The following is a 23,170-nucleotide window of genomic DNA, read 5'->3' as shown; positions in this document are numbered from 1 at the left end:
CTACCGCACCCTCAATCTGCCCACCGCAGCTTATGTGGAGGCCTTCTCCTACACCCGTGAGCGCGCTTGCGCACCGCGCGACATGAGCCCTGAAGCCGCCAAGGAATTCAAGGCTCTGCTCTCCTATGTGATCGAGTCACTTTCCTGAGGCCCAAGGCGCTAATCAACTACTTCTCCAAAAGCCCCCTAACGGGGCCTTTTTTCAAAGCGCTCAAACCTCTATAGGCCTCTTGAGGTAACAGATGACGTACTAAAAGGCAATGGGCAGGAAGCCTTTAGTATGATTTTCAAGACTTAAACCTTGGCACCCGCGGCCCCAGGGTATGCCACCAGTTCCCCGAGCACTCCCAGCATGACTTTTGGACCTGCCTCCTTCCTTGGTGTAGAGCGCTTCACATCTATCAACGCTCAAGAGCATTTCTCTGGTGATGCCAACGCTGACAAGGACGTCATCATCCGAGCCATTTACCGTCAGGTCCTTGGAAATGCCTATGTGATGGAGGAAGAGCGCCAGATCGTAGCCGAATCGCAATTCAAGCTTGGCCGTATCAGCGTTCGCGAGTTTGTTCGACTGCTAGCCAAAAGTGCCACGTACCAAAGCCGATTTTTCGATACATGCAGTCGGTATCGCTATATTGAACTCACATTCAAGCATTTGCTTGGGAGAGCTCCAGACAACTTCGAAGAGTTGCGGGGCCATAGCGAAAATCTAGATCATTTCGGGTATCAATCCGATATCGATAGCTTTATCGATAGCGCCGAATATCAAAATCGATTTGGCGAGGATACAGTTCCTTACCTGCACGGCTGGCAAACCGGTCCTGGAAAGAGTATGCGCGAATTCACCTGGATGTTCCAGCTCACTCGGGGCGCCAGCAGCAGCGATCTCAAGGGAGACGTAGCCGGCATTGCCCCCAAACTTGGTAGTGCCGCTTACCAGAACACGAGCTTCCCGGTGATCAGCCCTGGCAATACAGCTAGCAGCTTCCGGCTTGCACCCCAGAATGGTGTGGGCAAAACCCGAGCAGGGGTTGGAGCGGGCCAGGAAGGCAAAATCTACAAGATTCAGGTGAGCGGATACCGAGCAAACAATGTTCAAAAGTTTTCTCGCTATCGCCAATCTAATCGAGTGTTCTATGTACCGTTCGACAAACTCTCAGAACAGTTTCGGCGCATCCACGCTGAAGGCGGAAAAATAGCAAGCGTGAACCCTGTCAATTGATCGATTCACCTTAGTCCTATTCATTATCATCCCATGCCCACCATTAATCGGTATCAGGCTGCGACTGCCAATCTGATGCAGCCGAACATAGCTCCAACAAGTTTCTGGCCTCAAGCGGGAACAGAGGCCTGCCAGGTTGCAATTCGTGCTGCCTACAAACAGGTTTTTGGAAACATTGGCGTGATGGAGAGTGAACGGCTGTTCACATCCGAATCCAGGCTAACAAACGGCGAACGATCAATTCGCGAGTTTATCACTGAACTTGGTTGCTCAGAACTGTATCGTCGTCGCTTCTTCGAAACATGCTCACCCCACCGTTTTGTAGAGCTTAATTTCAAGCACTTTCTTGGTCGTGCTCCGCAGTCAGAAGCAGAAGTGTCCGGCCATGTAACACTACTTCAAAACAAAGGCCTTATTGCGGAAATCGAAAGCTACACAAACTGCGAAGAATATCTAAATGCGTTTGGAGAGGACACCGTTCCTTATCTGCGTTCTGTGATTAGCCAAGTCAGTCTTGCTCAGAACAATTACACCAAGATGCTCTTACTTAAGGGCACCAACAGCAGCAGTGATAACTCCCAACCGAAACGATCGCAAACCCTTCCATACCTTGCTGCGGCGGCAAGGGCTATGTCGGGCTTGAGTTTCGGCCGATACAATCCATCTCCAACGGCTGTTTACAAGCCGATGCGCTCCACCTCAGGGCTTGACACTGCACCTCTCAGCCCTTCACTCTACGCTGGCTTTGGAGTCTCACAGCAAGATCAAGAACGCTTAGAGCGTTGGGTTGGCAGCAGCGCCGAAGATGTCAAGCAAGTGATTCGAGCCGTCTACCGCCAGGTGCTTGGCAATCCACACCTGATGGAAGGGGACATTCCAGCTTCACTTGAATCGCAACTGATTGACGGGAAACTAAGTGTCAGAGCCTTCGTCCGTGAACTCTGTCTAACAGATCATTATCAACAGCGATTCTTTGCCAAGTCTTCACCCTATCGCTTTGTCGAGTTGCTATTCAAGCAACTGCTTGGACGTGCTCCAGAAAATCAAGCAGAATTCAGAGTTCCGCTTGACATCGTGATTCGCCAAGGATATACAGCCACGATTGATTACTTTGTCAACAGCGCAGAATACATCAACAGCTTTGGAGAGAACGTTGTTCCCTATCTTAGAGCCGTTAAGTCTGAGCAGGGCCGCAGCCAAAGCAATTTCAACCGTACGCTTGCACTCGTCAATGGCTTCAGCGGTGGGGACCGTCAGCTCACCAGTTCTCGACTGCTCAATCAGGTGACCGGAGGAGCCAATCAGATCATTCCACTGCGCTCGACTGCATCCAGTGGATCGATGCAGCCGCCTGGCAAGCGCTACCGCATTGAAGTCACAAGCCAAACCTTCGGGAGTCGTCGTCGTAAGGCGACAACAACCTATGAGGTTGCTGGAGACCGCATGACGAGTCAACTAAAGTTCATTCACAGCACAAGCGGCCGAATTTTGAGCATAAGTGAGATCGTCTGAGATCCGCTTATCCAAGCTTAGCCTCAGCCTTCTCAACTCTGCCTTCATTCATCTCTCCCTTAGGCCAAAACAATGTCTCTCTGGATGCAATCCAACCCCACAAGTGAACTCTGGGCGAGTTCAAGCGAAATGGAGCTAGACGATGTCATGCTCGCAGTCTATCGTCAAGTCCTGGGGAATGCTCACGTAACTGAGTCCGATCGCTTAACTACAACAGAATCACAGCTGCGGAATCGTGACATTTCCGTCAGACAATTTGTCGCCGCTGTCGCCCTTTCTGATGCCTACAGGCAAAGATTCTTTGACACGAACTCACAGTATCGTTTCATCGAATTAAACTTCAAGCATTTGCTTGGCCGCGCGCCCCGGAATCAGGCAGAAATTGCCGAACATACAGCCACCTACGCAGCTGCAGGCTATGAAGCCGACATTCTCTCCTACATTGAGAGTGACGAATACAGCTCCGTTTTCGGAGATAATATTGCCCCTTTCACGCGCACAGATTCGGCCCAGCTCTCCCAAACAAGAGACTTCCTGCGCACGATCAACCAATGCCGCGGTTTTGCCAGCAGCGACCTAGCTCAAAGCCAGCCAAACGCTCGCAGCTTGGCCTCCAACATCGCAGAATCGGCCAATCCTCCGACAGCCACTCGATCGGGCGGAAATCGAAACGGACGCTTCGAAATTGTAATCGACATGCCCCGCAACAGCGGGGTCAACCGACGGGCTGCTCAAGTCATCACTGTTGACTATGCTCAACTCAGCCAGCGAATCAATGTGATCCAGCGCCAGGGTGCTCGCATTCGCACGATCAAGCCTGTCGCCAAATAAACTCGAACAAATTACAGTGTATTGCCACCATGTTAGTCATGGTGGCTTTCTCTTGCATATTTCAGATTCATTAGTCCAGCTCTACTCAAAGAACCTCCAGACTAAACCGCAACTCAAAGACTTGAAGACCTTGGCCGATATCTCAATCTCAGACTTCGTCGAGAGATCCCTTGGGACATGGCATTCCAAGCGAAGTGGTCACAACCTGGCCTTTCGGCATGTAGAGGAGGTCGAATCCACGATTGAAATCATTGCTGAGCCCCATGATTCTGCTGAGTTAATCCAGCTACTGGAGTCTAATGAGGTGGAGAGTCAGGCTATTACTAACCCTTTTCGGATGTCGTGGCGCGGGAGTTCCGATTGGGATGAATCAGAAGTCAGCGCTGGTGAATGCCTGCTCGTCCCAGTGCCGGATGACGCAAGAAGTGGAAGGCTACTCCGAAGTATAGGTTATACAGAAGAAATTCCTGCCGTAGGTCACTATAGACTTGGCGACGATGGGGCGTTCACACTATTTACCCCTTATCAGGGCTCAAGCGCAGAAGAGCGCATCTGGTTTGCCACAAAGGATGTAAGACTGCGAGTGTCGATGATGCGAACCCAGGGTGGCCAAGGTATTGTTCAAGCTTCTTTTTCTTCAGAGATTCGCCAACAGAATAGGAGCTGAGTAGACATCGACAATGAATAAGACGCAGTTGAGCGATGCCGAAGCTCGTCAATGTATTCAGCTCATGGTGGGCTCCTTCCGTAATGATCGCCAGTTCGCGGCCTATTCTACTGAAGTATCTCATATACAACTGGCCTTTCGCCCCATCAATGCTCCTGGCTTTGATGGTTGTTGGCTGTACTCAGAACAGTCCTACACCTTTGACCTCTGGCGTCCGTATCGGCAAGGTGTACACCATGTAAGACAACTATCAGATCGGCTCAGATTCGATAACTTCAGTCCACCTGATGCTCTCTTGGTGGCTGGAGCTAGCCATGAGCCCAGTCTTCTGCAGACCTTGGAACGTAGCAAACTGACTGCAAGACCTGGCTGCGCTATGGAGTTCTTCCCAAGAGACACAGGTGGCTTCCGGGGCCAGCTTGAAGAAGGCTGTCGCTGCATGGTGCCCCGCGACGGCCAGCTCACCTATCTAGTCAGTGAAGTTCTGCTTGAAGAAGGCCTATGGCGTAGCCGTGATTTCGGCTGTGACCCAAAGACCCATGAACAACGCTGGGGGCTCACTGAGCGACAGTTTGAGTTTGAGCTCATTGAGAGTTTTGCTCACGAGTTGACACAATCTTTTGATTCTGATGAGCCACTTCCATGAGTGGAGCCGTTCTGCCCCCAGTGGCCAAGCAGCGTCTCAGGAGCTGGATACGGAGCCGCCACCTTGTCCTGAAAGGCAATTTTCTGCTCATGGAGTCACTTGAGCAGAACGCGATTGATCGCTTCGCGGAAGCCGTTGAGAGCCTTGATGGACACCTCATCAGCGTGAACACCGACAAGAGTCTTTCTTCAGGAAATCGCACTATCCGCGTGCTTCAAGGCAAGGCCTCAATGCTGAATCAGCACTGGGGTGAGCTACTACAATACTGGGCAGAAAAAGGAGGGTCTTACAGTCGTTTTGACGAGCGTGGGTGACCTTTTGTTAACACCTCCCTCCCCCTGGACCATGCGCATTAAATAATAGACAGATCGCTTGGCCCCCAGTGCTTGGCATCGGCAAGCCAGCGAAGCCCTTTCCCCTAGCGTTTCGACGTTCGGGAGTTTGTTAGGGTATTTCACGACACTCCCTCAAAGAATAGGTGCCAACCCCATGTTTGACGCTTTCACAAAAGTTATCGCCCAAGCTGATGCGCGTGGCAGCTTCATCTCTGCTGGCGAACTCGATGCCTTGGCTGCGATGGTTTCAGACAGCAACAAGCGTCTGGATGCTGTCAATCGCATCACAAGCAATTCATCCTCGATCGTCGCCAACGCCGCTCGCGCCCTTTTTGCTGAGCAACCCGGCCTGATTTCCCCCGGTGGCAATGCTTATACCAGCCGCCGCATGGCTGCTTGCCTCCGCGACATGGAGATCATCCTTCGTTATGTGACCTATTCAATCTTCAACGGAGACTCCAGTGTTCTGGAGGATCGTTGTTTGAATGGTTTGCGTGAAACCTACTTGGCCCTGGGTACACCTGGCGCTTCTGTTGCAGAAGGTGTTCGCAAGATGAAGGAAGCCGCTCTCGGCATTGTGAATGATCGCGGCGGAATCACCCAGGGCGATTGTACAGCGCTCTCTTCAGAGATCGGCACCTACTTCGACCGCGCCGCATCCTCTGTTGCTTAAGACTGTAGAGAAGTCTTCAACCCTTTCTTCCTTCTTCACATTCCATGAAATCCCCACTCACAGAAGCCGTCTCCACCGCTGACTCCCAAGCTCGTTTGCTTAGTAACACGGAGATTCAAGCCGCCTTCGGTCGATTTGGTCGTGCCAAGGCAGGTCTTGAAGCCGCCAAGCAACTCACCGCCAAAGCCGACGCCTTGGTCAACGGTGCCGCCCAGGCTGTTTACACCAAGTTCCCTTACACAACTCAGCAACAAGGGCCTAACTACGCTTCCACCTCGGAGGGCAAAGCGAAGTGTGCCCGTGACGTTGGCTACTACCTCCGTATGGTGACCTACTGCTTGGTCGCAGGTGGGACAGGCCCGATGGACGACTACCTGATTGCTGGACTTGACGAGATTAATCGTACTTTCGAGCTCTCACCTTCATGGTATGTAGAAGCTCTGCGCTATATCAAGTCCAACCATGGCCTGAGTGGCGAATCGGCAACCGAAGCCAATAACTACCTCGACTATGCGATCAACGCTCTAGTCTGACAAGACAAAGGCACTCGTGTCTATCATGGGGGCTTACTACCCCCATTTTTTATGGATTCTTTGGGCTCTTGTTAGATGGTGACGCAAGCGGACCCGGAGCCAGTAGGAAGCCCCATCAACGAAGCCGAGGCCTTGCGCCGGCTCGGCATGGTTGATGATGCCTCTTCCCGCTACTACGCCGCCTGGTGGCTGGGGAGGCATCGCAGCAATGACCCAAGAACCATCACGTTGTTGCGAGAAGCCCTTCGAGACCGCCACGTTGTTGATCCAGGGCAGGATCTAGATGCAACTGCAGTGGCTAGAAATGCCGCACGAGCTCTCGGAAAACTTGGGCCGGCAGCGCACAAGGCTATTCCCGATCTGCTCTCTGCACTCGAGGATGATGATCCAGGACTTCGTGAAGCGGCGGCCAGGAGTCTTGCAAGCCTAGGAGCAAGAATGGCCGTTGAGCCACTCGCTCGCCGCCTGAAAGGAGGGCTTTCTGGACCGGGCCGTTCTCAGCCTGGCACGGCTCGTCTGGTCGAACCTTGCGATGCCCTCATTGAGGCCCTGGGAGAGCTGGGCGTGGCAAGTTCCGAGGTGCTGGAAGTCATCACCCCATTCCTCGAGCATGAGCGCCCGGTGGTGAGCAATGCCGCCGCACGAGCACTCCTTCAGCTCACAGGACAGCCCTGCTGGGGAGAGCGCCTTGTCGCGATGCTTCGTCACCCACAGTTGCAAGTGCGCCGCTCGGCGCTATTAGACTTGGGAGCCTGTGGATGGTTACCAGCATTAGGAGCCATCTGCACAACCCTGGCCGAGAACAGCCTCAAACTGATCGCCCTTCGAGGCCTTGCAGAGGCTGCTACAGACTCATCCAGCGCTGAAGCTGTTTTGAGGGCGATGGATGGCTTGCTGTGACGACGTCCGCATCCCCAGATGAATTGGCAAGTCTGATTGCTGCTGTCAAACTGGCCAGCACTGGCGAGGCGCTACTTGACGCCACCGAAGCACTCAGCGCCAAGGCTGACCCTGGCAGCCTGGACTGTCTGATGGAGATCCTCACCTACAACAACCCAGGAGCCGCCGTGGCGGCGGTGGATGGCCTGATCTCGATCGGTGAGCCGGCGGTTGCTCCGCTGCTCGCCAATCTGGATCAACACAACTACGGAGCTAGGGCCTGGGCGATCAGGGTCCTGGCTGGTATCGGCGACGTCCGAGGACTTGCAGTTTTGGAGCAGGCTTTGGCAAAGGACATGGTACCAAGCGTGCGTCGAGCAGCCGCCCATGGACTCGGTCAACTGCAGCTGCAGGGCCTTGGGCAGGAGCAGCAAGTGGAGGTCATCCGTCGCTGTTTAGCATCTCTGGAGAGGGGCCTGAGCGATGGGGAGTGGATTGTTCGCTACGCCGTAGCGGTTGGTCTAGAAAAACTCACACCGGCCCTACATTTACTTTCTGAAGACGCCTCTAGGTTGATCGAGAGCCTCAGCGGCCTTGTCAATGAAGAGCAGGAGCCTGTGATGGTGGTAAGAATGCGGGCAGACTTGGCTCTTAGACGGCTGAAAGCCAAATGGCCAGATCGCAACTTAACCAAGTGAAAGCTCAGCCTGAATTGAACACGACACAGCGTATCCTTTTCGTCTGTTTAGGCAACATTTGTCGATCGCCCGCTGCCGAGGGGGTTTTTCTTCATCTGTTGGGCTTAACCGAATTAAAGTCGAACTATCTTGTTGATTCTGCCGGAACAGGCGCATGGCATGTCGGAAATGATGCCGACAAGAGAATGCGGGCAGCGGCGGCGAAACGTGGGATCAACTTAGTCAGCAAAGCACGCCAAATCACAGAGGACGATCTCATGAACTTCGATCGGATCCTCACGATGGATCAGGAAAACCTCAAGCAAGTGCGCAAAATGGCCGCACAAAGTGGGATTGACCGAACCAAAATTGCCTTAATAGAACCGATCACTAATTATTGCTGCAAGTTTTCAGCAGCAATAATTCCTGATCCCTACTACGGCGGCGATACTGGGTTTGAAGATGTGCTCGATCTGCTTGAAGATGCTTGCGCAGGGTTACTGGCCAGCCTCAACGAGAGGAGCCATTCTTAACCATGCTCACCATGGAATGGATCATCATGCCAAAGGCCTGATCGCCACTGCTTAGAGGGCGCTCAGACGGATGTCGAATTGCAGAAGCCGAAACGCTTGAATGATTCAGAGCTGTTGGCGAGAAGTTCGATGTCGTTGTGCTTGATGTCATTGCGAGTGGCAACTTGTCAATCTTGATGCTTTGTAGCCTACCGGCGAGAGGATGTGTCCGAAGGTGGCTTCGAAACAAACCTTCAAGATTCTGGCCAAGCATCCTCCGGTACCCGCTCTCGAAACAACTCCACCAACGCCTCGATCACCGCTTCAACGCCCATCCCATCCGTGATCAACTTGACGGCGTCCTCCGCCTGCCGCAATGGCGCAATGGTTCGACTTGAGTCCAGATGGTCGCGTTCCGCAATCTGGGTTTCCAAGTCCATGAGGGGAGGGACAGCGAAGCCCCGCTGCTCAAGATCGAGGGCCCGCCGCCGGGCCCGCTCCGCCACCGTGGCCGTAAGAAACACCTTTAGATCGGCGTGGGGGAACACGGCGGTGCCGATGTCGCGGCCTTCGGCCACCAGCCCCCCCTTCTCGCCCATCGCCTGCTGCTGACGGGTCAGGCCCTCACGCACACAGGCGTGGGCCGCCACCGCCGACACCTGGGCCGTCACCGACGGGTCGCGAATCGCCACTGTCACGTCATGGCCATTGACCAGCACCCGCAGGTCGCCATCCCCGCCACCCTCCAGGCTGAGCTCCAGGCCCGTCAGCAGGGGTTCGATGGCAGCAGCATCGGCCGCATCGACCCCGTGCCGCTGCACCCACCAGGTGACGGCTCGGTACATGGCCCCGGTATCGAGATAGATCAGTCCCATCTGCTTGGCGAAGGCGCGGGTCACTGTGCTCTTGCCGGCACCGGCCGGTCCATCAATGGCAACGATTGGCAAGCGAGGCATCAGCAGAAGGTGGTCGATCAGTCGCGTCGAGCCGCAGCGCACCGCCACAGCGAGCAGGGAAAGCCTCTGGCCACCGGCCAGCGTAGGCAGGGGCTGGAGGCTGGCGGGATCCACCAGATCCGCATATTCCACGATCAGGCCAGCCGTCTCAAGGTCAAGCCTCAGCTTCTGAACCATCGGCTCGCCAAGCGGCTCCCCGGCTGCCAGCCTGACGCGGACCGATCGGAGCGCCGCCGGCAAGGCAGCGGCCTGGCGGCGTTCCTGGGCGGAGAGATAGCGATTGCGAGAGCTGCCGGCCAGCCCATCGGGCTCGCGCCAGGTGCGGCATCCCCGCACCTCGACAGCCAAACCAAGGTCGGCCACCACCCTCCGAAGGATCACCAGTTGCTGCCAATCCTTCTCGCCGAGCAGCAGGCAGTCGGGGCGGATCAGGGCCAGCAGCCGCGCCACCACCGTGGCGACACCCTCGAAATGACCAGGGCGGGAGCGGCCGCAGAGCGACCCCATCAGGCTCGGCGGAGGGATCACCCGGGTGAGCTCGCTCTCCCCTCCAGGGAACAGCTCTTGTTCGCTTGGGGCGAACAGCGCCTCTACACCCGCGTTTTCGGCTGTGCGGCAGTCGGCCCCCAGGTCCCTGGGATAGGAGACAAAGCCTTCCCGCGGACCGAATTGCAGCGGGTTGACGAACAGGCTGACCAGAACCCGCGGGCGCAAGACCTCGCCGTTGGGGCTGGGACGGGTTTGAAGGGCGCTGCTGATCAGGCTGAGATGGCCAGGATGCAGGGCGCCCATGGTGGGTACAAAGTTAAGAGGCCGCTGACGCCGCTGGGGTGGCCCGCACCAGCGGCGCAGTTCATCGCAGGTTCGCAGCAAAATCACAGGTGGATGGAGTCTGAGCCCAACCTGCAGCCTGCTGCAGCAAAGCTACTGGAGAACTTCGAGGCGAACCTGGGCGATCCCACTGGCGGTGAGCCCGAGCTTCTGGGCGGCTCCATGGGCCAGGTCGATGACGCGATTGCCGTGGAAGGGTCCCCGATCATTGATGCGAACCTCGGCGCTGCGACCGTTCCAGAGGTTGGTCACCCGCACCCGGGTACCGAAAGGCAAAGTGCGATGAGCGGCGGTCAAGGTGCCAGGGCGAAAAACTTCGCCGTTAGCGGTCCGATTCCCGAAGAAGCCAGGGCCATACCAACTGGCTTCGCCTCTGCTCACCTGCTTGACGCGGCGAGGCTGGGGGAGCGGTGCGATTGGTTGGGGAACAACCGGCAGGGGCTTCGGTTCCACCACGGGCTCTGGTTCGACCTCCCGGATGGCGACATCGCCAGAGGGTGAGGGAGCCGGATCGGAGCTCTCGACCGGCCGGGCCATGGCAACCAGCGGACTGGGGAATGTCTGGCTGGTGTCAGCGAGGGCAGGGATGGAAAGTCCGCTGCCAGAAAGCAGGAGCGCGAGGGCGCCGAGAGAAAGGGTAGAGGGCATAACAAACGGAAATCGCCGTCAACAGACAGCAACCACTGATCAATCAGCGGTGCATCAACGATCAATTCTTCTCAATCGAAAAGCGTGAGAGGAAGCAATCGAGCGATGGAGTTCCTGGAGAAAAACAACGACGAATGGAACTTAACGGCATTCCGGAAAATCTGGCCGCTACGAATTCGTGCAACGAAATGATCAGAAATTGTCATCATCGCTGACATCGCCCGCCAGCACAGTGCCAAGACCGGCTGCAACTCCGTTTCATCGATCAGCGAATCGGATGAAAGGCATCAGCAGGGCTGATGCTCATGCGTGCCAATTTCAAATTCGTCCATGGTCCAGACAACTTGTTCTGCTCCTGGGGCCGGGCAGCTGCCGCTCTCCATCAGAGGATCACCGGGTCGCAGCGATGTCCTCACCGACCTGAAGCCATGGATTACCGCACTGCAGGAGTGGATGTGGCCGCCGGACGGGCCTTCGTTGAGCGGATTCGTGCCAGCGTCGAGTCCACCCGGCGCCCCGAAGTGCTTGGCGGCCTCGGCGGCTTTGGTGGCCTCTGCCGCCTGCCTGCCGGCATGCGCAAGCCTCTGCTGGTGGCGGGTGCCGATGGGGTGGGAACCAAGCTGGAGCTAGCTCAGGCCCACGGTCAACACCAGGCCGTGGGGATCGACCTTGTGGCGATGTGTGTCAACGACGTGATCACCAGTGGTGCCGATCCCCTCTTCTTCCTTGACTACATCGCTACCGGCAAGCTCACGCCGACCGCCATGGCCGCCGTTGTGGAGGGCATCGCCACAGGATGCCGTCAGAGCGGCTGCGCCCTGCTGGGGGGGGAGACGGCGGAGATGCCGGGTTTCTACGCCCCCGGTCGCTACGACCTGGCCGGCTTCTGCGTCGCCGTGGTGGAAGAAGACGAGCTGATCGACGGCAGCCAGGTGATCGCCGGTGATCGCATCATTGCGTTGGCCAGCAGCGGCGTCCACAGCAACGGGTTCAGCCTTGTCCGGCGCATCCTCGAAGCGCGGGAGGTTCCGCCTGACTGCCAGCTGCCCGGCAGTGACCAGACCGTGATCGAGGCCCTGCTCCAACCGACGCGCCTCTACGTCCGGGTGGTGAAAGCCCTGCGGGAAGCGGGGATCCATCCCCATGGCATGGCCCACATCACCGGCGGGGGCTTGCCGGAAAACCTGCCCCGCTGCCTTCCCGAAGGCGTTCACGCCCGGATCGATGCCAACAGCTGGGAGCGGCCTGCCTTGTTCCGCTGGCTTCAGCAGCAGGGAGAGGTGCCCGAGCCGGATCTCTGGAACACCTTCAATCTCGGCGTGGGCTTCTGCCTGGTGGTTCCCGAGCAGGACCAGTCCGCCGCGATCGCCCTCTGCGCCGAGCTGGGTGTGGGCGCCTGGTGTCTTGGAGCCGTCGAGCCCGGACCTGCCCCCGCGCAAGGGCTGGAGGGCCTGCCCCTCGAACCGCCATCCCCCCCAACCACGGCTGGGCCAGTCGGCATTGGATGATGGTGCTGTCGACAACGTCAGCGGTTGGGCACAAGCCAACTTCCCCTGACTGGCAGCAACCGGATATCCGATGACTTCAACCAATGGACGCCTCACCCGGCGGCGCAGCTCCGCAGGCCCCTTACCCCCCAACCCCCCCCGCCGATCAAGGGAGGTCACACCCCATCCCAGTCCGATGCGGGCCACCTTCCTGACCCTCAGGGACCACGGCAAGGTGTATGTCTCGGATCTGCCCCGCCTCTCCGAGGGCCAGCTCAACCTGATCGGCCAGGAAGCCCGCGAAGTGCTCGAGAGCCTGACCCGGCGCCTGCAGGAACTTGCCCAGCAGTTGGTCCTCTCCCCCCTGGAGCAGGAAACCCGGATCAGGGCCACCACCAAACGGGATGTGACCGAGCGCTTCATCCGCTCGATCGAGGAGGAACAGGAGCAACGGCGCAACAACCCGGCCCTGCAGGGGGCGGCCCAGGAGTCCATTGCCCGGACCTTTCTGGAACTGGCCAGGCACCGGCTCCCCGGCAACACCTTCGAATCCCTGATGCAGGAAGCGATCGCCAGCTGTGATGGCGATGACGGCGACAGCCATCCCGAGGCGGCCGGCGAGCCGCTCAGGCTGAGCGCCGCACCGCCGAGGCCAGCTCTGGTCAACCTGCCGCGGCCCGCTTCGCTGCCGGTCGTGCTCAGCCCTGACCCCACGGCACCCCGGGCGGTGGGCTGAGTCAACCGGACTGGAACGGATTGGCCGGCATCCCCACAGGCAAGGCGAAGGCCAGTCGATCCAGGCCGGCAACCTCCGCATCGCTGAGCGTCCAGGACAGGGCAGCGGCAGCCATCTCGGCCTGGGCCACACTGCGAAGCCCAGGAATCGGCAGGGCGCCATGGGAGCGGCACCAGTTGATCGCCACCTCCGCCACCCTGGCGTCGTGCGAGCTGGCGACACGACGCATCTCCACCAGCAAGGGCTCGATTCTCGGCAGCAGACGCCTGTACAGCAGGCCGCGCGGACCGCGGGGCAGCGGTTGTCCCTGTCCGGTGGCATCGGTGAGCAACCCCAGAGCAAGGGGGCTGTAGGCAATCAGCTCGATACCGGTCTGGCGACACAGGTCGGCAAGGCCGCCGGGCGCCACCGGTTGCGGTGACAGAAGGGAGAGCTGCACCTGCAGGCTGGCCAGAGGGAGGCCTCGCTCGCCGAGCAACCGCTGGAGCTCGCCCAGGCGCCTCGGCCCCACATTCGAAACGCCGACACTGGCCACGGCGCCCCGTTCGACCAGGTCGGCCAGCCCCTGGAGCAGGGGACCTTCCTGCCAGGGGGCATAGCGGGCCGTGCTCCAGTGCAGTTGCACCCTGTCGAGCTTCCCCTCCAGGCGCCGGAGCGAGGCCGCGAAGGGACGTGCGAAGCCCTGGCGGCCCAGGCGCCAGGGAAAGGGGGCCAACTTGGTGGCCACACAGAGGGCCTCTCGCTGCTGCGGAGCCAGGGAGGCCGCAAAGCGGCCCAGCAAAGCTTCGCTGCGGCCATTGAAACGGCCTGTCCCGTAGGAATCGGCCGTGTCGAAGAAACGCAGCCCCAGCTCGATGGCTCGATGAAAGGTGGCCTCAAGAGCCTGGTCATCCCGCTCGGGTCGGTAGCCCCAGAGGAACTGATTTCCCCAGGCCCAGGTGCCCACTCCGATCGAAGGCTGGCCGGCGGGAGCCGGAGGCGAATGCCCGGTCGCTGAAGCCACCACCTTCGCAACACCCATCGCAGCGCAGCTCCCAGCCTGTTGACGCCATGATCATCTTCTCCGCCATCGACGCCTGGACCCGCACGCTCCACCCTCCCGCCTTGAGCCGGCAGGTGCTGTTCCATGCCAGCCCGCCGCACCCGCCAGCGATGCTGTGCTCTGCCATCACTGCGGCCGCACCGCCAGCAATGGCCGCCGGTGCCAGGGATTCTGCGTGGCGGATGCCGAGACCTGATCCGGGCCGCAACCGAGAATGGGTGCAATGGATCGATCAAGCCTCCTCGCCATGCCTGGACCCATGCCTCGATCCATGCACTGCGCCGCCCTGCTGAGCCTCCTGGCCGGCAGCGTGGCTGTTGCAGCCGCCGCCAACGCCGAACCCCGAACCACCCCGCCGAGCGACCCGATCGGCCGGTTGCAGCGCGCGGCCCGCACCTGCAGCAGCAACCTGGCAGAAGCCCCCCAGGCCCCCTGCAACTCCGTGCAGTTCGAGCAGCAGACGGGCCAGCTGACCATTCGCTTCATCAGTGCGGGCCTGCAGCCGGAGGAGAGCAACCAACTCGTCTTCGTGGGGGTGTTGGCGCCCGGCAGCCCACCGATGGACTGTCAGCAGGGCCGCTGCCAGCTCAGGGAAGCAATCAGCACCACGGTGGCCAGCGTCAGTGAACGGAGCTTCGATGGCCGCGGTCTGGCCAAGGGGTTGCCCCAGGCCTGGCCTGCCAATGGGAGCTGCCAGGTGGAAAGAAACCAGGTGCGCTGCAAAGCCAGGGCCCTGAGCCAGGAACTCTGGAGCGCCGAGGCCGGCTTCTGACCCACGACCGCAGCCCAGATCCCCCAGGAACGATCAGAAGAGAGGCGGCACCCAGATTCGAACTGGGGATAAAGGATTTGCAATCCTCCAGGCTCCAAGGCCCAGACTTGATTATCAGGAATGCAGTGACTAAAAGCGTGCCTAAAGACGGACTCTTTTGGCCCTAAACGGTGCTGAGGAACGCCTGCACGCGAGGGGTGACACCTGCGTGGGCCAGACCAGTCAGTGGCGGCTCGCCATGAGGCCATTGCCAAAGCAGCGGAGACAAACTCCTTGATCTTCCGGACTCGCGAACCAGACGCGCTCCTCCTTCGGAGAAGACTGTCTCCTCTCCCGTCGCCACTACAGCATTGGTTCCAGTTGGAGATCAGCTGGCCCCAGGTGCCAGCGTCAGCAGCTCCGCCCCCACCAACCAAACGGCTTCCGAGCCCGATGGCCTCGTCACCGGGCGTTGTCGTGCAGGCCCCTTGACCCATGGACCACCTGGCTGGGCCAGGTGGTCCATGGGTCAAGACCGGAATGGCGCCTAACGTAGAACTCTCAGCCCATGAGGTTGGCGAAAGCCGCTGCCGTCATGACCCCAGCCGATCAAGCCAGCCAAAAGCCAGAAGCTCCCTTTTCCGTCCGCCGCCGGCAACGTGGGGGGAGAAGCGTGGTGCAGGTGAGCAGTTCGGTGAGCGCCATGGAGGCTCTGCGCGCACGGATTCGGGCCCAGAGCAAAACCGTGGCCGAGCACATCGCGGCTGATCCGGACGCCAAGTCTTTCATCGGCGACTGGGCCACACTTGAACTTCTCGGCCGCTGAGCGCAAGCGTGGAGCTGAAGGCAGGGCAAATTGTCACGGTCGACTGGCGCAAAGATCCAGATGACCCCGATCAAGACCCTCACCCCCCGGAGCCCAACAAGCTCAGACCGGCTGTGGTCGTGCAGGATTGCGAACTGTTTGACCCTGCTTATCCCACCGTCCTGGTGGTGCCGATGACGAGCGACCCCGAACTGGCCATTGCCGACCTGACTGTGGTGCTGCAACCCAGCGCGCCCAACGGCTGCAAGAAGGTGAGCTATCTGCTCCCTCAGAATCTCACCTGTGTGGCCAAGACACGCATCACAACAGCCACTGACTCCTGCGTCACCCCCGCCGAACTGCAGCAACTGCGCCAGCTGGTGGTACTGGCCATCGGAGGGCTTACATAAAGGCTGTAGCGGCCACGGCTAGTGTCAGCAGCTCACTCCTCCTCGTCGGCCCCACCCAAAGGCACCAGGCGGATCTGCTTGCGTCCCAGCTTGATCTCGAACTCATCGCCGGGTTGCAGATCCAGAAAAGCGGTGTAGGCCTTGCCGACCAGAAGATTGCCGTTGCCTTGCACGGTGGCCACATAGCTCAAGCTGCGGCCTGCTTTCCCTTTGGTTTTGCTGTTGCCATCGCCCAGGCTGACGCCCTTGGCCTCCAGCAGCGCCTCATAGAAAGCGGTGAAGTTCAACCGCTCGCTGCCATCCTTCTTATGGGTGAAGTACCCAGCAGCTCGCACCAGCTCGGATTTGGAGGCATCACCCAGCTCCTTGACTTTGGCGAGCAGTTCAGATCCGATGAGGGCCATGGGCGTGGAGTTCAAAACCTGAAGGTAACGAGCAATCCGATGACGTCCAGAGCCAAAAGGTGCGGGTGTCCGTCCTCCGAGCGCAGGCTCTCGCAGGCTTGCCTGTCACCGTTGCGGTCCAGATCTATACACCCGGTTGCATCAGCGCCTGTACATCCCCGCGCCTGGTGCCCCGAAGCCCGCTCCAGGGCGAACCCCGGCTCCAGAGGCAGGACCACCGAGACCACCTGGATTCTCCACGGGTCGTGCCTCCACACCGATACCTGCTTCTCCCACACCGACGCCGGGCAGGACCCCTGCACCGGAGGCAGGGCCGCCGATACCACCTGCTCCCACCCCTGGTTCCCGATCGAGGCCAGGCCCTGCCGCACCGAACCCAGCCCCAGGAGCCACACCCGCCCCGGATGCCGGCCCCCCGATACCCCCGGGGTTCGGTCGTGCCAGGCAGACACTGCCTGCGGCCAGGGAGAAAGCCACACCAGAGACGGCTAAGAAGGCGAGTTTATGGATCCTTTTCATGAAACGAGCTGGGAGAAGACCTCCTGCTTAGCAGGGGCCGCTGCGCTTGGCCTCTTTCTTCCCATGCACCAAACCATGGAACTCTCGTCAACGTTCAGTGCACGTTCTCGCAGGCCTTGGGGTTGATCCCAACATCGGCTGGCGACGTTCCTCGTCTGATCACCGTCCTCCTTGACAGGTTGGTACTAGACAAAGCCAAGTTCGAACCGTCTGCTCGCGGCGATCGCCCCACCCGATGCGGTCTCGAGACACCAACGTGTGGCTCCGTGCCACTGCAGCACTGTTGGTGATGATCAGCCTGGCCACGGCCGCCAGCCAGGGTATCCAGCCGGCCCTGGCCCGTCTCGGACTGGGTGGCGGAGTGGGCGTAGGCGGTTGGGGCAGGGGTCTGGGCGGCTATCGATTCGGTGGTGACGTTTGAGTTCGCGGCGGCTACGTGGGCTACCACCCGGTCTATGGCGCGTCTGTACGGCCAGCTGTGGGGGTCGGCGCTGTGGTCCGCGGCTTCTACGCCAGGCCTTAAGCCGGCTTCCATCCAGCCTGGGTCAATGGCGGCCACTGGGGGGCACGGCCCTGGAGCGCAGGCTGGTATCAGGTGAATCCTGCCGCCTGGAACTGGTGGGGTCCCAGTGCCGCCGCCTGGGGGCTGGGGAGTCTGTCCACAGGTGCGGCCATCACGGCGCTGGTGAAAAAGGCGACGGCGCAGCAATCTGCTGTGCTCACGGTGCCGCCAACCACTTACGTGCTCAACTACAGCTCCGTGGAAGCCGTGGGCAGCCAGAGGGCGAGCTTCTCCTACAACGTCGATGGAGGCACACAGCTGTTCGGTGGAGCGCACTGCCAGGCGGGCCTCGTCGACGGCCAACCGCCGGCTTCTGCGGCAGAAGCCCAGCTGCTCAATGCGGTCTGCCAGGTGGCCTATGGGGCGCCGGCCTGAAAGGGCTGTGAAGGAGGCCTTCCTCCTGGTAACTTCGCCGGATTGCCACCAGCAAACAGAGTCTGTTCATGCTTCATGCCTTCCGTAAGACCATGCTGAGGTCAATGGCGATCTCCGCCCTTTTGCTGGGTGCGGTCAAGGTGGTAGGCCTGCCTGCAAACGCTCAGCTTCCGGCAAATCCAGATCAGAATGCCGCGCTGAATGCAGTGGCAAAAATGATGGAAGCTCAGCGCACCTACTACCAGAGGAATGGCTTTTTCCGTGCCACGGTGTCCAACATTCAGCAGGATTTTGGCATCACCCTGCCCGAAAGCTTCGACTACGCCGTGCGCACCACCACGGAAGCCGCCTACAGCTACGTGATTCCAGCCCAGGGGCCGAAAGTGGGCCTGCTCAATGCCTATGTGGGAGTGGCCTTCCTCACCCCCAGCCAGAACCCTAAAATCACCACGATCATCTGCCAAAATATTCAGCCAGGCCAAATCCGCCCCTCGGATCCTCAGCTTGTGCTGGGAACCCTGGTGGCCAATCCCACTGGCCGCCTCGTGCAGTGTGGGGATGCCTCGATCGAAGTGAAGGCCTCGATGGTTAACCAATGAGTCCTGTCTCAGCCCGCAGTCAGGAAGAGCGTACGCAAATGAAGGAGTCGTTGGTCTGTCAACCATGATTTGGCTTAATCCTTATCCCTGTGCTGCTTTTTCAGCAAGAATATGAAGATTTTTCTGTCTAAAATGAAGGTTCGAGTCGTTTTTCTTATTGGATGGGGCCTCTGGCGATGAATCACGTGAACATGCGCTCGGCGAACGTCGCTTTCCGAGCTGGACTGCTGGGCTTGCTGCTCGTATCGGTGTCGGTGCTCCCCGCCTTTGGGAGGCGCGAAGAAGCCGTAAGTCAGACGGTTAAGCAGGATGTAACGGCCGGCGTCCCTGCGCCCGGCATCGAGGAGATGAAGCGCATCGCCGAGCAGGCCTACGTCTACGGCTTCCCGATGATCGCTGCCTACAAGGCGATGTACGAGTTCAACGTCGACAAGGCGTCGCCGCAGTTCAAGGCCGGCTTCAACCAGGTCTGGAACGACGCCAAGACCTTCACCCCCAAAGACACGGCCATCCCGACGCCGAACGCAGACACGCCCTATTCGATGGTCCAGGCCGACCTGCGCGCCGAGCCGCTGGTGTTCTGCGTGCCCGAGATCGAGAAGGGTCGATACTTCTCGGTGCAACTGGCCGACCTGTATTCCTTCAACTACGGCTACGTCGGCAGCCGCACCACCGGCAACGGCGCTGGCTGCTATCTGGTCGCTGGCCCCAACTGGAAGGGCGATAAACCAGAAGGCATCGCCAAGGTGTTTCGCTCAGAGACGCAGTTCAGCCTGATGATCTTCCGCACCCAGCTCTTCAACGCCGCCGACATCGACAACGTGAAGAAGGTGCAGGCCGGCATCCGCGCCAAGCCGCTGTCGGCCTTCCTGAAGCAGCCAGCGCCACCCGCTGCGCCGGCCATCGCGTTCCCACCTTTCGTTGGTCAGGACCCGTTCAAGACCGACTTCGCGGCCACCCTCGACTTCCTGCTCCAGTTCGCGCCCGTGGTGCCGGAAGAAAAGGAGCTGCGTGCCAAGTTCGCCAGCATCGGCATCGGCCCGGGCAAGACCTTCAACTTCAAGGACCTTTCGCTTGAGCACAAGGCTGCGGTGGGCCTGGCCGTGAAGCAGGGTTATGAAGCGATCGAGAAGCGTCGCGACAAGATCGGCAAGGACATCAACGGTTGGCTGGTCGGTGCAGCCTTCGGCGACCGCGCCTTTTTCAAGGGCGACTACGAGCTCCGTGCCGCCGCCGCACTGGCCGGCATTTACGGCAACGATGCCGTCGAAGCCATGTACCCGCTGGCCAAGTCCGATAACACCGGCGCCGCACTCGACGGCAGCAAGCACCGCTATACCCTGACGTTCGGCAAGAACCAGCTGCCGCCGGTGAATTCGTTCTGGTCAGTCACGATGTACGACGGCAAGACGCAATTGCTGATCGACAACCCGATCAACCGCTACCTGATCAACTCGCCGATGCTGCCCGCAATGAAGAAGAACGCGGATGGGTCGCTCACCCTCTACATCCAGAAGGATTCGCCTGGCAAAGGCAAGGAAGCCAACTGGCTGCCCGCGCCAGACGGGCCGATCTACATGGTGATGCGCCTGTACTGGCCAAAACCCACGCCGCCGTCAATTCTGCCCCCCGGCATAGGCAGTTGGAAGCCGCCGGCGGTGATGCAGGCGCAATGATCGGATTCGTCAATCTCGGTCTCTGATCAGCGCTCATGGCCATTCGCTCTATCGATTCACCCTCAACCATCCCATCGAACGTTTCAATCATGAAGTTGATTCATAACGTCTTGCCTAGCTTCTTCACCGCTGCCGCGCTGGTCGCTTCGGTGGGCTGGCACCCCACGGCACAAGCCCAAGCCAAACCGGCAGCCGGACCGATCGTCAAACTGACGGATCCCTGCCCGATCAAGGCTGAGAACTGGCGCGGCAAGGCCTTCTACGAGATTCTGTTCATGTTCCGCCAGCCCAACGGCGGTGGGATTGGCAACTACTTCAACTCTCTCAGCAACGCCCTTCCAGCGCCCAACGACGAAATGGACGCGCGCTTCCGCGATCTGAATACGGAGACCTTGAAGAAGAAGTTCGGGGGCGATGGAATCTTCTTCAATGGCCCGCGGCGTTTCGTGGCGAATAGCCTAACGGCGATGTCCTGGGATGGCTGCAAGCAGAGAGTGATCGGCACCATCCCCTTGAACCTGGACGGCACCTTCGAAGTCCCGAGTTTCGACACGTTCGTTTCCGGACCGCCCGTGGCCTACAAGCCGTTGGTCTCAAAACGTGACAGTCGCATGATCTTCAATGCGGGCGAAACGGTGTATGAGCTGATCACTCCCGAGGGCGCCGTGTACACCATGTTCAGCCTGTCCCTGAAAGCCGATCCCAAGAACACCATCGATAACCTGCCAACCCTGGGCAAGCGCTTGACCTTGCCGAAGGGATGGCAGTTCAGATCACGCAAACTGGACAAGGAGATGGTTCTGACTGCCGCCGCTGACTCCAACCCGCCGAACACCGTCGTTCTTGACCAGCTCGAAGGCAACTACCAGTACAACGCTGGCGCCAAGTAGTGGCCTGTGTGCCGCGCGGCGGCGGCAGCTGGTACCCACCACCCTTAATGCAACCAAGGTGATTCCCTTCACCACGAATTGCAAAGGAAGTAGAGATAGAAATGTCCCTACTGGCTGCTTCCAGGCTTACTGATGCTCGCCTGGCCGTCGATGGCGCAGGACGCGGTGGTGCGCGACTTTCGCTTGATCCGCACCGCCCGGGCGGTGCGGACGCCATGGCTGTGCAGGAACACCATGATTTCGCGCACCACCTTCTGATCGGCCCAGGCCTGGCTGATCCGTTGGCCCCGCACCTGGCCGATGCCCGGCACCTCCCGCAGCCGCTCGGGCGCCTGCTCAATCACCTCGAACACCTGATCGCCGAAGGTCGCCACGAGCTTGCTGGCATAGATCGGCCCGATGCCTCGGATCATCCCCGAGCCGAGGTCCTTCTCGATGCCCTCCGCGGTGGTGGTGGCCAAGGCCCTGAGGAAGGAGTCCTTGAACTGCTGGCCATGCTCCCCGCTGTTCACCCAGGTGCCGCTCACCGTCACCCACTCGCCGGCGCTGATTTCGGCGGCATGGCCCACCACCGTCACCAGCTCGCGGTGGCCGCACCCACCTCAATCCGCAGCACGCAGAAGCCGTTGTCAGCGTTGTAGAAGGTGACGCGCTCGATCGAGCCTGCCAGCACCTCGGTGGGCTGCGGGCTGGCCTGGGCCGGATCGCTGGGAGACGTGCGTGGCAGGGCGAATGTGGCCTGTGGCCTCACCTTTACAGAGCTTCCCGGCTAGCCCAGCCTGCTGGGCGGAGATTCAGGTGTAGTGGTATTGAAGGATGAGCAAGGCTTTGTCCTCAACGGATGAAGACGCGTCAAATCTCGGGGCTCTCAGCTCCCAAACTTTTTATCTAGCCACTGCGTGACCACATAGACACCGATAAACATCGGCAGATAGGCAATCCACATATTAGGGAGGTCCAGCTCTGAGTTGTTGATCAGAACAAGCCCAGAATAGCTAATCAGGCCATAGATCAACGCTCTACGCAGTGGTCCAACGAGTTTCTGCAAGTGAAAGGCAACAGTGGCTTCATTTGATTGTATCCGAACTATAAAAACCGCCTGCTCAGGAGGGGCCTGGGCTGTGTGGCCCCCCTATGCAGAGTCTTGTCAGAAGTGGAATCAGCCCTGCGAATGGCGCAGGGTGCGCCACCCGCCGCTCTCGGTGCTCACCTCCAGGCCAAGGCCAACCAGGGTGGCCGGCTCGCCAGTGGGCTGTCGCTGCTGCCACCAGTGGGTGGCGAACGCCCACGCCTCCTCGATCGACTCGAAGTGCTCATCGAGCTCAAGGTGGGGTTGGCCGTGGTGATCAACCAGGCGATAACGCCGTGGCTGGTGGCTGTTGCTCATCGGCCAGGCGGTGGTCATCGGTTCTGTGCTCAGCTTGGTGGAGGGCGATCGGTTTGGGAGGTGGTGGTGATCACCACTTGGGGCTGCAGAGCCTCCAGCCCCGCTGGCGCTTCTCGGCCCAGAGCTTCAGGGCTTCCGCCCGGCTCAGCTCCCAGCGTGATTTCAGCAACGGGATCTCCTGATCAGGAAGCACCTCTCCGCTGGTGATCTCAAGCCGTTGGTAGGTGCGCTCCCAGCGGGACGGGGTAAAGCGCAGCACCTGGCGGCCAGCACATCTATGGCTACTCACACAGGGCACAGACGACGAACATCCACTCGCCTAGACGAAAAGAGGGGTGGTGGTAGGCCAACATTATCAGTGCGGCTATTCCAAGATTCTTTCTAACTGGATGAGCTTGTTCATCCCTGAGAGATAGAGTTCATAGGGCGATTGGCTGATGCTCCTAGCGTAGGAGTCCTTTAGATTTCTTGATTAGGTAGCAAGATCCGCCGCCTGCTGCCTGTCGCCTAGACTGATACACATGTACCAGCTCTGATTGCCATGGCTATGAATCGGATCCAGTTCCAGTCGGGTCTGTCTCTGCCCAAGTTTATCGAGCTCTACG

At 59.4% G+C, this 23,170-nt stretch carries 30 protein-coding genes and 1 pseudogene; 22 read left to right on the top strand and 9 right to left on the bottom strand.

The window, feature by feature from the left end; translation table 11 throughout:
* From KQ307_RS06960 to KQ307_RS06905, 12 genes and pseudogenes are all read left to right on the top strand, one after another.
* Positions 1 to 148 (top strand): annotated as a pseudogene (locus tag KQ307_RS06960) (bleomycin hydrolase); the annotation flags it as partial.
* A 204-nt stretch (positions 149 to 352) separates the two neighbouring features.
* Positions 353 to 1,222, top strand: a complete 870-nt coding sequence (locus KQ307_RS06955) for a phycobilisome linker polypeptide (RefSeq protein WP_259727439.1) — start codon at positions 353 to 355, stop codon at positions 1,220 to 1,222.
* A 33-nt stretch (positions 1,223 to 1,255) separates the two neighbouring features.
* Positions 1,256 to 2,734 carry a phycobilisome rod-core linker polypeptide gene (locus KQ307_RS06950; RefSeq protein ID WP_259727438.1) on the top strand — a complete coding sequence of 493 codons (1,479 nt, stop codon included), beginning with the start codon at positions 1,256 to 1,258 and terminating at the stop codon, positions 2,732 to 2,734.
* Positions 2,735 to 2,818: 84 nt separating this feature from the next.
* On the top strand, positions 2,819 to 3,565 hold the full coding sequence (locus tag KQ307_RS06945; protein WP_259727437.1) for a phycobilisome rod-core linker polypeptide: 747 nt from the start codon (positions 2,819 to 2,821) through the stop codon (positions 3,563 to 3,565).
* Positions 3,528 to 4,232 carry a phycobiliprotein lyase gene (locus tag KQ307_RS06940; RefSeq protein ID WP_259727436.1) on the top strand — a complete coding sequence of 235 codons (705 nt, stop codon included), beginning with the start codon at positions 3,528 to 3,530 and terminating at the stop codon, positions 4,230 to 4,232. Before KQ307_RS06945 ends, KQ307_RS06940 begins: the two co-directional genes overlap by 38 nt.
* Before the next feature lie 13 nt (positions 4,233 to 4,245).
* Complete coding sequence (locus KQ307_RS06935) at positions 4,246 to 4,878, top strand: chromophore lyase CpcT/CpeT (RefSeq protein ID WP_259727435.1); 633 nt, start codon at positions 4,246 to 4,248, stop codon at positions 4,876 to 4,878.
* On the top strand, positions 4,875 to 5,192 hold the full coding sequence (locus KQ307_RS06930; protein WP_259727434.1) for a CpeR family transcriptional regulator: 318 nt from the start codon (positions 4,875 to 4,877) through the stop codon (positions 5,190 to 5,192). The genes KQ307_RS06935 and KQ307_RS06930 overlap by 4 nt, the downstream gene beginning before the upstream one ends.
* A gap of 175 nt (positions 5,193 to 5,367) precedes the next feature.
* A complete protein-coding gene (locus KQ307_RS06925) occupies positions 5,368 to 5,886 on the top strand; it encodes a phycocyanin subunit beta (RefSeq protein WP_259727433.1) in 519 nt (172 codons plus the stop codon).
* A gap of 44 nt (positions 5,887 to 5,930) precedes the next feature.
* Complete coding sequence (cpcA, locus tag KQ307_RS06920) at positions 5,931 to 6,419, top strand: phycocyanin subunit alpha (RefSeq protein WP_259727432.1); 489 nt, start codon at positions 5,931 to 5,933, stop codon at positions 6,417 to 6,419.
* Between the two features lie 132 nt (positions 6,420 to 6,551).
* Complete coding sequence (locus KQ307_RS06915; RefSeq protein WP_259727431.1) at positions 6,552 to 7,319, top strand: HEAT repeat domain-containing protein; 768 nt, start codon at positions 6,552 to 6,554, stop codon at positions 7,317 to 7,319.
* Positions 7,316 to 7,996, top strand: coding sequence for a HEAT repeat domain-containing protein (locus tag KQ307_RS06910; RefSeq protein ID WP_259727430.1), 681 nt, complete (start codon positions 7,316 to 7,318; stop codon positions 7,994 to 7,996). Before KQ307_RS06915 ends, KQ307_RS06910 begins: the two co-directional genes overlap by 4 nt.
* Positions 7,969 to 8,508: a low molecular weight protein-tyrosine-phosphatase gene (locus KQ307_RS06905; RefSeq protein ID WP_259727429.1), complete on the top strand. Its 540-nt coding sequence runs from the start codon at positions 7,969 to 7,971 to the stop codon at positions 8,506 to 8,508. Before KQ307_RS06910 ends, KQ307_RS06905 begins: the two co-directional genes overlap by 28 nt.
* Positions 8,509 to 8,741: 233 nt before the next feature.
* Here KQ307_RS06905 and KQ307_RS06900 read toward each other — a convergent pair whose 3' ends face one another.
* On the bottom strand, positions 8,742 to 10,322 hold the full coding sequence (locus KQ307_RS06900) for a bifunctional pantoate--beta-alanine ligase/(d)CMP kinase (RefSeq protein WP_399253993.1): 1,581 nt from the start codon (positions 10,320 to 10,322) through the stop codon (positions 8,742 to 8,744).
* Between the two features lie 45 nt (positions 10,323 to 10,367).
* Positions 10,368 to 10,922, bottom strand: a complete 555-nt coding sequence (locus tag KQ307_RS06895) for a septal ring lytic transglycosylase RlpA family protein (protein ID WP_259727427.1) — start codon at positions 10,920 to 10,922, stop codon at positions 10,368 to 10,370.
* Positions 10,923 to 11,350: 428 nt separating this feature from the next.
* Between KQ307_RS06895 and purM the strand changes: the two genes are divergently transcribed.
* Together purM and KQ307_RS06885 are read left to right on the top strand one after the other, a co-directional pair.
* Complete coding sequence (purM, locus tag KQ307_RS06890; RefSeq protein ID WP_259727426.1) at positions 11,351 to 12,430, top strand: phosphoribosylformylglycinamidine cyclo-ligase; 1,080 nt, start codon at positions 11,351 to 11,353, stop codon at positions 12,428 to 12,430.
* 70 nt (positions 12,431 to 12,500) lie between these two features.
* On the top strand, positions 12,501 to 13,145 hold the full coding sequence (locus tag KQ307_RS06885; RefSeq protein ID WP_259700821.1) for a hypothetical protein: 645 nt from the start codon (positions 12,501 to 12,503) through the stop codon (positions 13,143 to 13,145).
* A gap of 1 nt (position 13,146) precedes the next feature.
* Here the strand turns inward: KQ307_RS06885 and KQ307_RS06880 are convergent, their stop codons facing one another.
* Positions 13,147 to 14,166, bottom strand: coding sequence for an aldo/keto reductase (locus tag KQ307_RS06880; protein ID WP_259727425.1), 1,020 nt, complete (start codon positions 14,164 to 14,166; stop codon positions 13,147 to 13,149).
* A gap of 280 nt (positions 14,167 to 14,446) precedes the next feature.
* Here KQ307_RS06880 and KQ307_RS06875 point away from each other — a divergent pair, with 280 nt between their 5' ends.
* From KQ307_RS06875 to KQ307_RS06865, 3 genes are all read left to right on the top strand, one after another.
* Positions 14,447 to 14,959, top strand: a complete 513-nt coding sequence (locus tag KQ307_RS06875; RefSeq protein WP_259727424.1) for a hypothetical protein — start codon at positions 14,447 to 14,449, stop codon at positions 14,957 to 14,959.
* Positions 14,960 to 15,641: 682 nt separating this feature from the next.
* Positions 15,642 to 15,764: a hypothetical protein gene (locus KQ307_RS06870; RefSeq protein ID WP_259727423.1), complete on the top strand. Its 123-nt coding sequence runs from the start codon at positions 15,642 to 15,644 to the stop codon at positions 15,762 to 15,764.
* Positions 15,765 to 15,772: 8 nt separating this feature from the next.
* A complete protein-coding gene (locus KQ307_RS06865; protein WP_259727422.1) occupies positions 15,773 to 16,153 on the top strand; it encodes a type II toxin-antitoxin system PemK/MazF family toxin in 381 nt (126 codons plus the stop codon).
* A gap of 32 nt (positions 16,154 to 16,185) precedes the next feature.
* Here KQ307_RS06865 and KQ307_RS06860 read toward each other — a convergent pair whose 3' ends face one another.
* Positions 16,186 to 16,557 carry an AbrB family transcriptional regulator gene (locus tag KQ307_RS06860; protein ID WP_259727421.1) on the bottom strand — a complete coding sequence of 124 codons (372 nt, stop codon included), beginning with the start codon at positions 16,555 to 16,557 and terminating at the stop codon, positions 16,186 to 16,188.
* A 754-nt stretch (positions 16,558 to 17,311) separates the two neighbouring features.
* On the opposite strand from KQ307_RS06860, the gene KQ307_RS06855 reads away from it, so the two are divergent.
* The 5 genes from KQ307_RS06855 to KQ307_RS06835 all read left to right on the top strand — a co-directional run bounded on the left by KQ307_RS06855 (position 17,312) and on the right by KQ307_RS06835 (position 21,178).
* Positions 17,312 to 17,497, top strand: a complete 186-nt coding sequence (locus tag KQ307_RS06855) for a hypothetical protein (protein ID WP_259727420.1) — start codon at positions 17,312 to 17,314, stop codon at positions 17,495 to 17,497.
* Positions 17,498 to 17,671: 174 nt separating this feature from the next.
* Positions 17,672 to 18,013 carry a hypothetical protein gene (locus KQ307_RS06850; RefSeq protein ID WP_259727419.1) on the top strand — a complete coding sequence of 114 codons (342 nt, stop codon included), beginning with the start codon at positions 17,672 to 17,674 and terminating at the stop codon, positions 18,011 to 18,013.
* Positions 18,014 to 18,117: 104 nt separating this feature from the next.
* Positions 18,118 to 18,612 (top strand): type IV pilin-like G/H family protein, encoded by a 495-nt coding sequence (locus tag KQ307_RS06845; protein WP_259727418.1) that lies wholly within the window; start codon positions 18,118 to 18,120, stop codon positions 18,610 to 18,612.
* A gap of 176 nt (positions 18,613 to 18,788) precedes the next feature.
* Positions 18,789 to 20,288: a DUF1254 domain-containing protein gene (locus KQ307_RS06840; RefSeq protein ID WP_259727417.1), complete on the top strand. Its 1,500-nt coding sequence runs from the start codon at positions 18,789 to 18,791 to the stop codon at positions 20,286 to 20,288.
* Positions 20,289 to 20,323: 35 nt separating this feature from the next.
* Positions 20,324 to 21,178, top strand: a complete 855-nt coding sequence (locus tag KQ307_RS06835; RefSeq protein ID WP_259727416.1) for a hypothetical protein — start codon at positions 20,324 to 20,326, stop codon at positions 21,176 to 21,178.
* 107 nt (positions 21,179 to 21,285) lie between these two features.
* Here the strand turns inward: KQ307_RS06835 and KQ307_RS06830 are convergent, their stop codons facing one another.
* The 5 genes from KQ307_RS06830 to KQ307_RS06810 all read right to left on the bottom strand — a co-directional run bounded on the left by KQ307_RS06830 (position 21,286) and on the right by KQ307_RS06810 (position 22,824).
* Complete coding sequence (locus KQ307_RS06830) at positions 21,286 to 21,756, bottom strand: helix-hairpin-helix domain-containing protein (protein ID WP_259727415.1); 471 nt, start codon at positions 21,754 to 21,756, stop codon at positions 21,286 to 21,288.
* Positions 21,753 to 21,929 carry a hypothetical protein gene (locus KQ307_RS06825; protein WP_259727414.1) on the bottom strand — a complete coding sequence of 59 codons (177 nt, stop codon included), beginning with the start codon at positions 21,927 to 21,929 and terminating at the stop codon, positions 21,753 to 21,755. Before KQ307_RS06825 ends, KQ307_RS06830 begins: the two co-directional genes overlap by 4 nt.
* Positions 21,930 to 22,046: 117 nt before the next feature.
* A complete protein-coding gene (locus tag KQ307_RS06820) occupies positions 22,047 to 22,226 on the bottom strand; it encodes a hypothetical protein (RefSeq protein ID WP_259727413.1) in 180 nt (59 codons plus the stop codon).
* A 111-nt stretch (positions 22,227 to 22,337) separates the two neighbouring features.
* Positions 22,338 to 22,583, bottom strand: a complete 246-nt coding sequence (locus tag KQ307_RS06815; RefSeq protein ID WP_259727412.1) for a hypothetical protein — start codon at positions 22,581 to 22,583, stop codon at positions 22,338 to 22,340.
* Positions 22,584 to 22,635: 52 nt separating this feature from the next.
* The gene (locus tag KQ307_RS06810) at positions 22,636 to 22,824 is read right to left on the bottom strand and encodes a DUF1651 domain-containing protein (RefSeq protein WP_259727411.1); all 189 of its coding nucleotides are present in this window, start codon (positions 22,822 to 22,824) and stop codon (positions 22,636 to 22,638) included.
* Positions 22,825 to 23,170: the final 346 nt, after the last annotated feature.

Origin of the sequence: Synechococcus sp. CS-1326 (assembly GCF_025128115.1) — a bacterium.
In the GTDB taxonomy this organism is placed as follows: Bacteria; Cyanobacteriota; Cyanobacteriia; order PCC-6307; family Cyanobiaceae; genus Regnicoccus.
The sequence above is the reverse complement of the archived record's forward strand: the minus strand, read 5'-3'. Positions and strand labels throughout refer to the sequence as shown.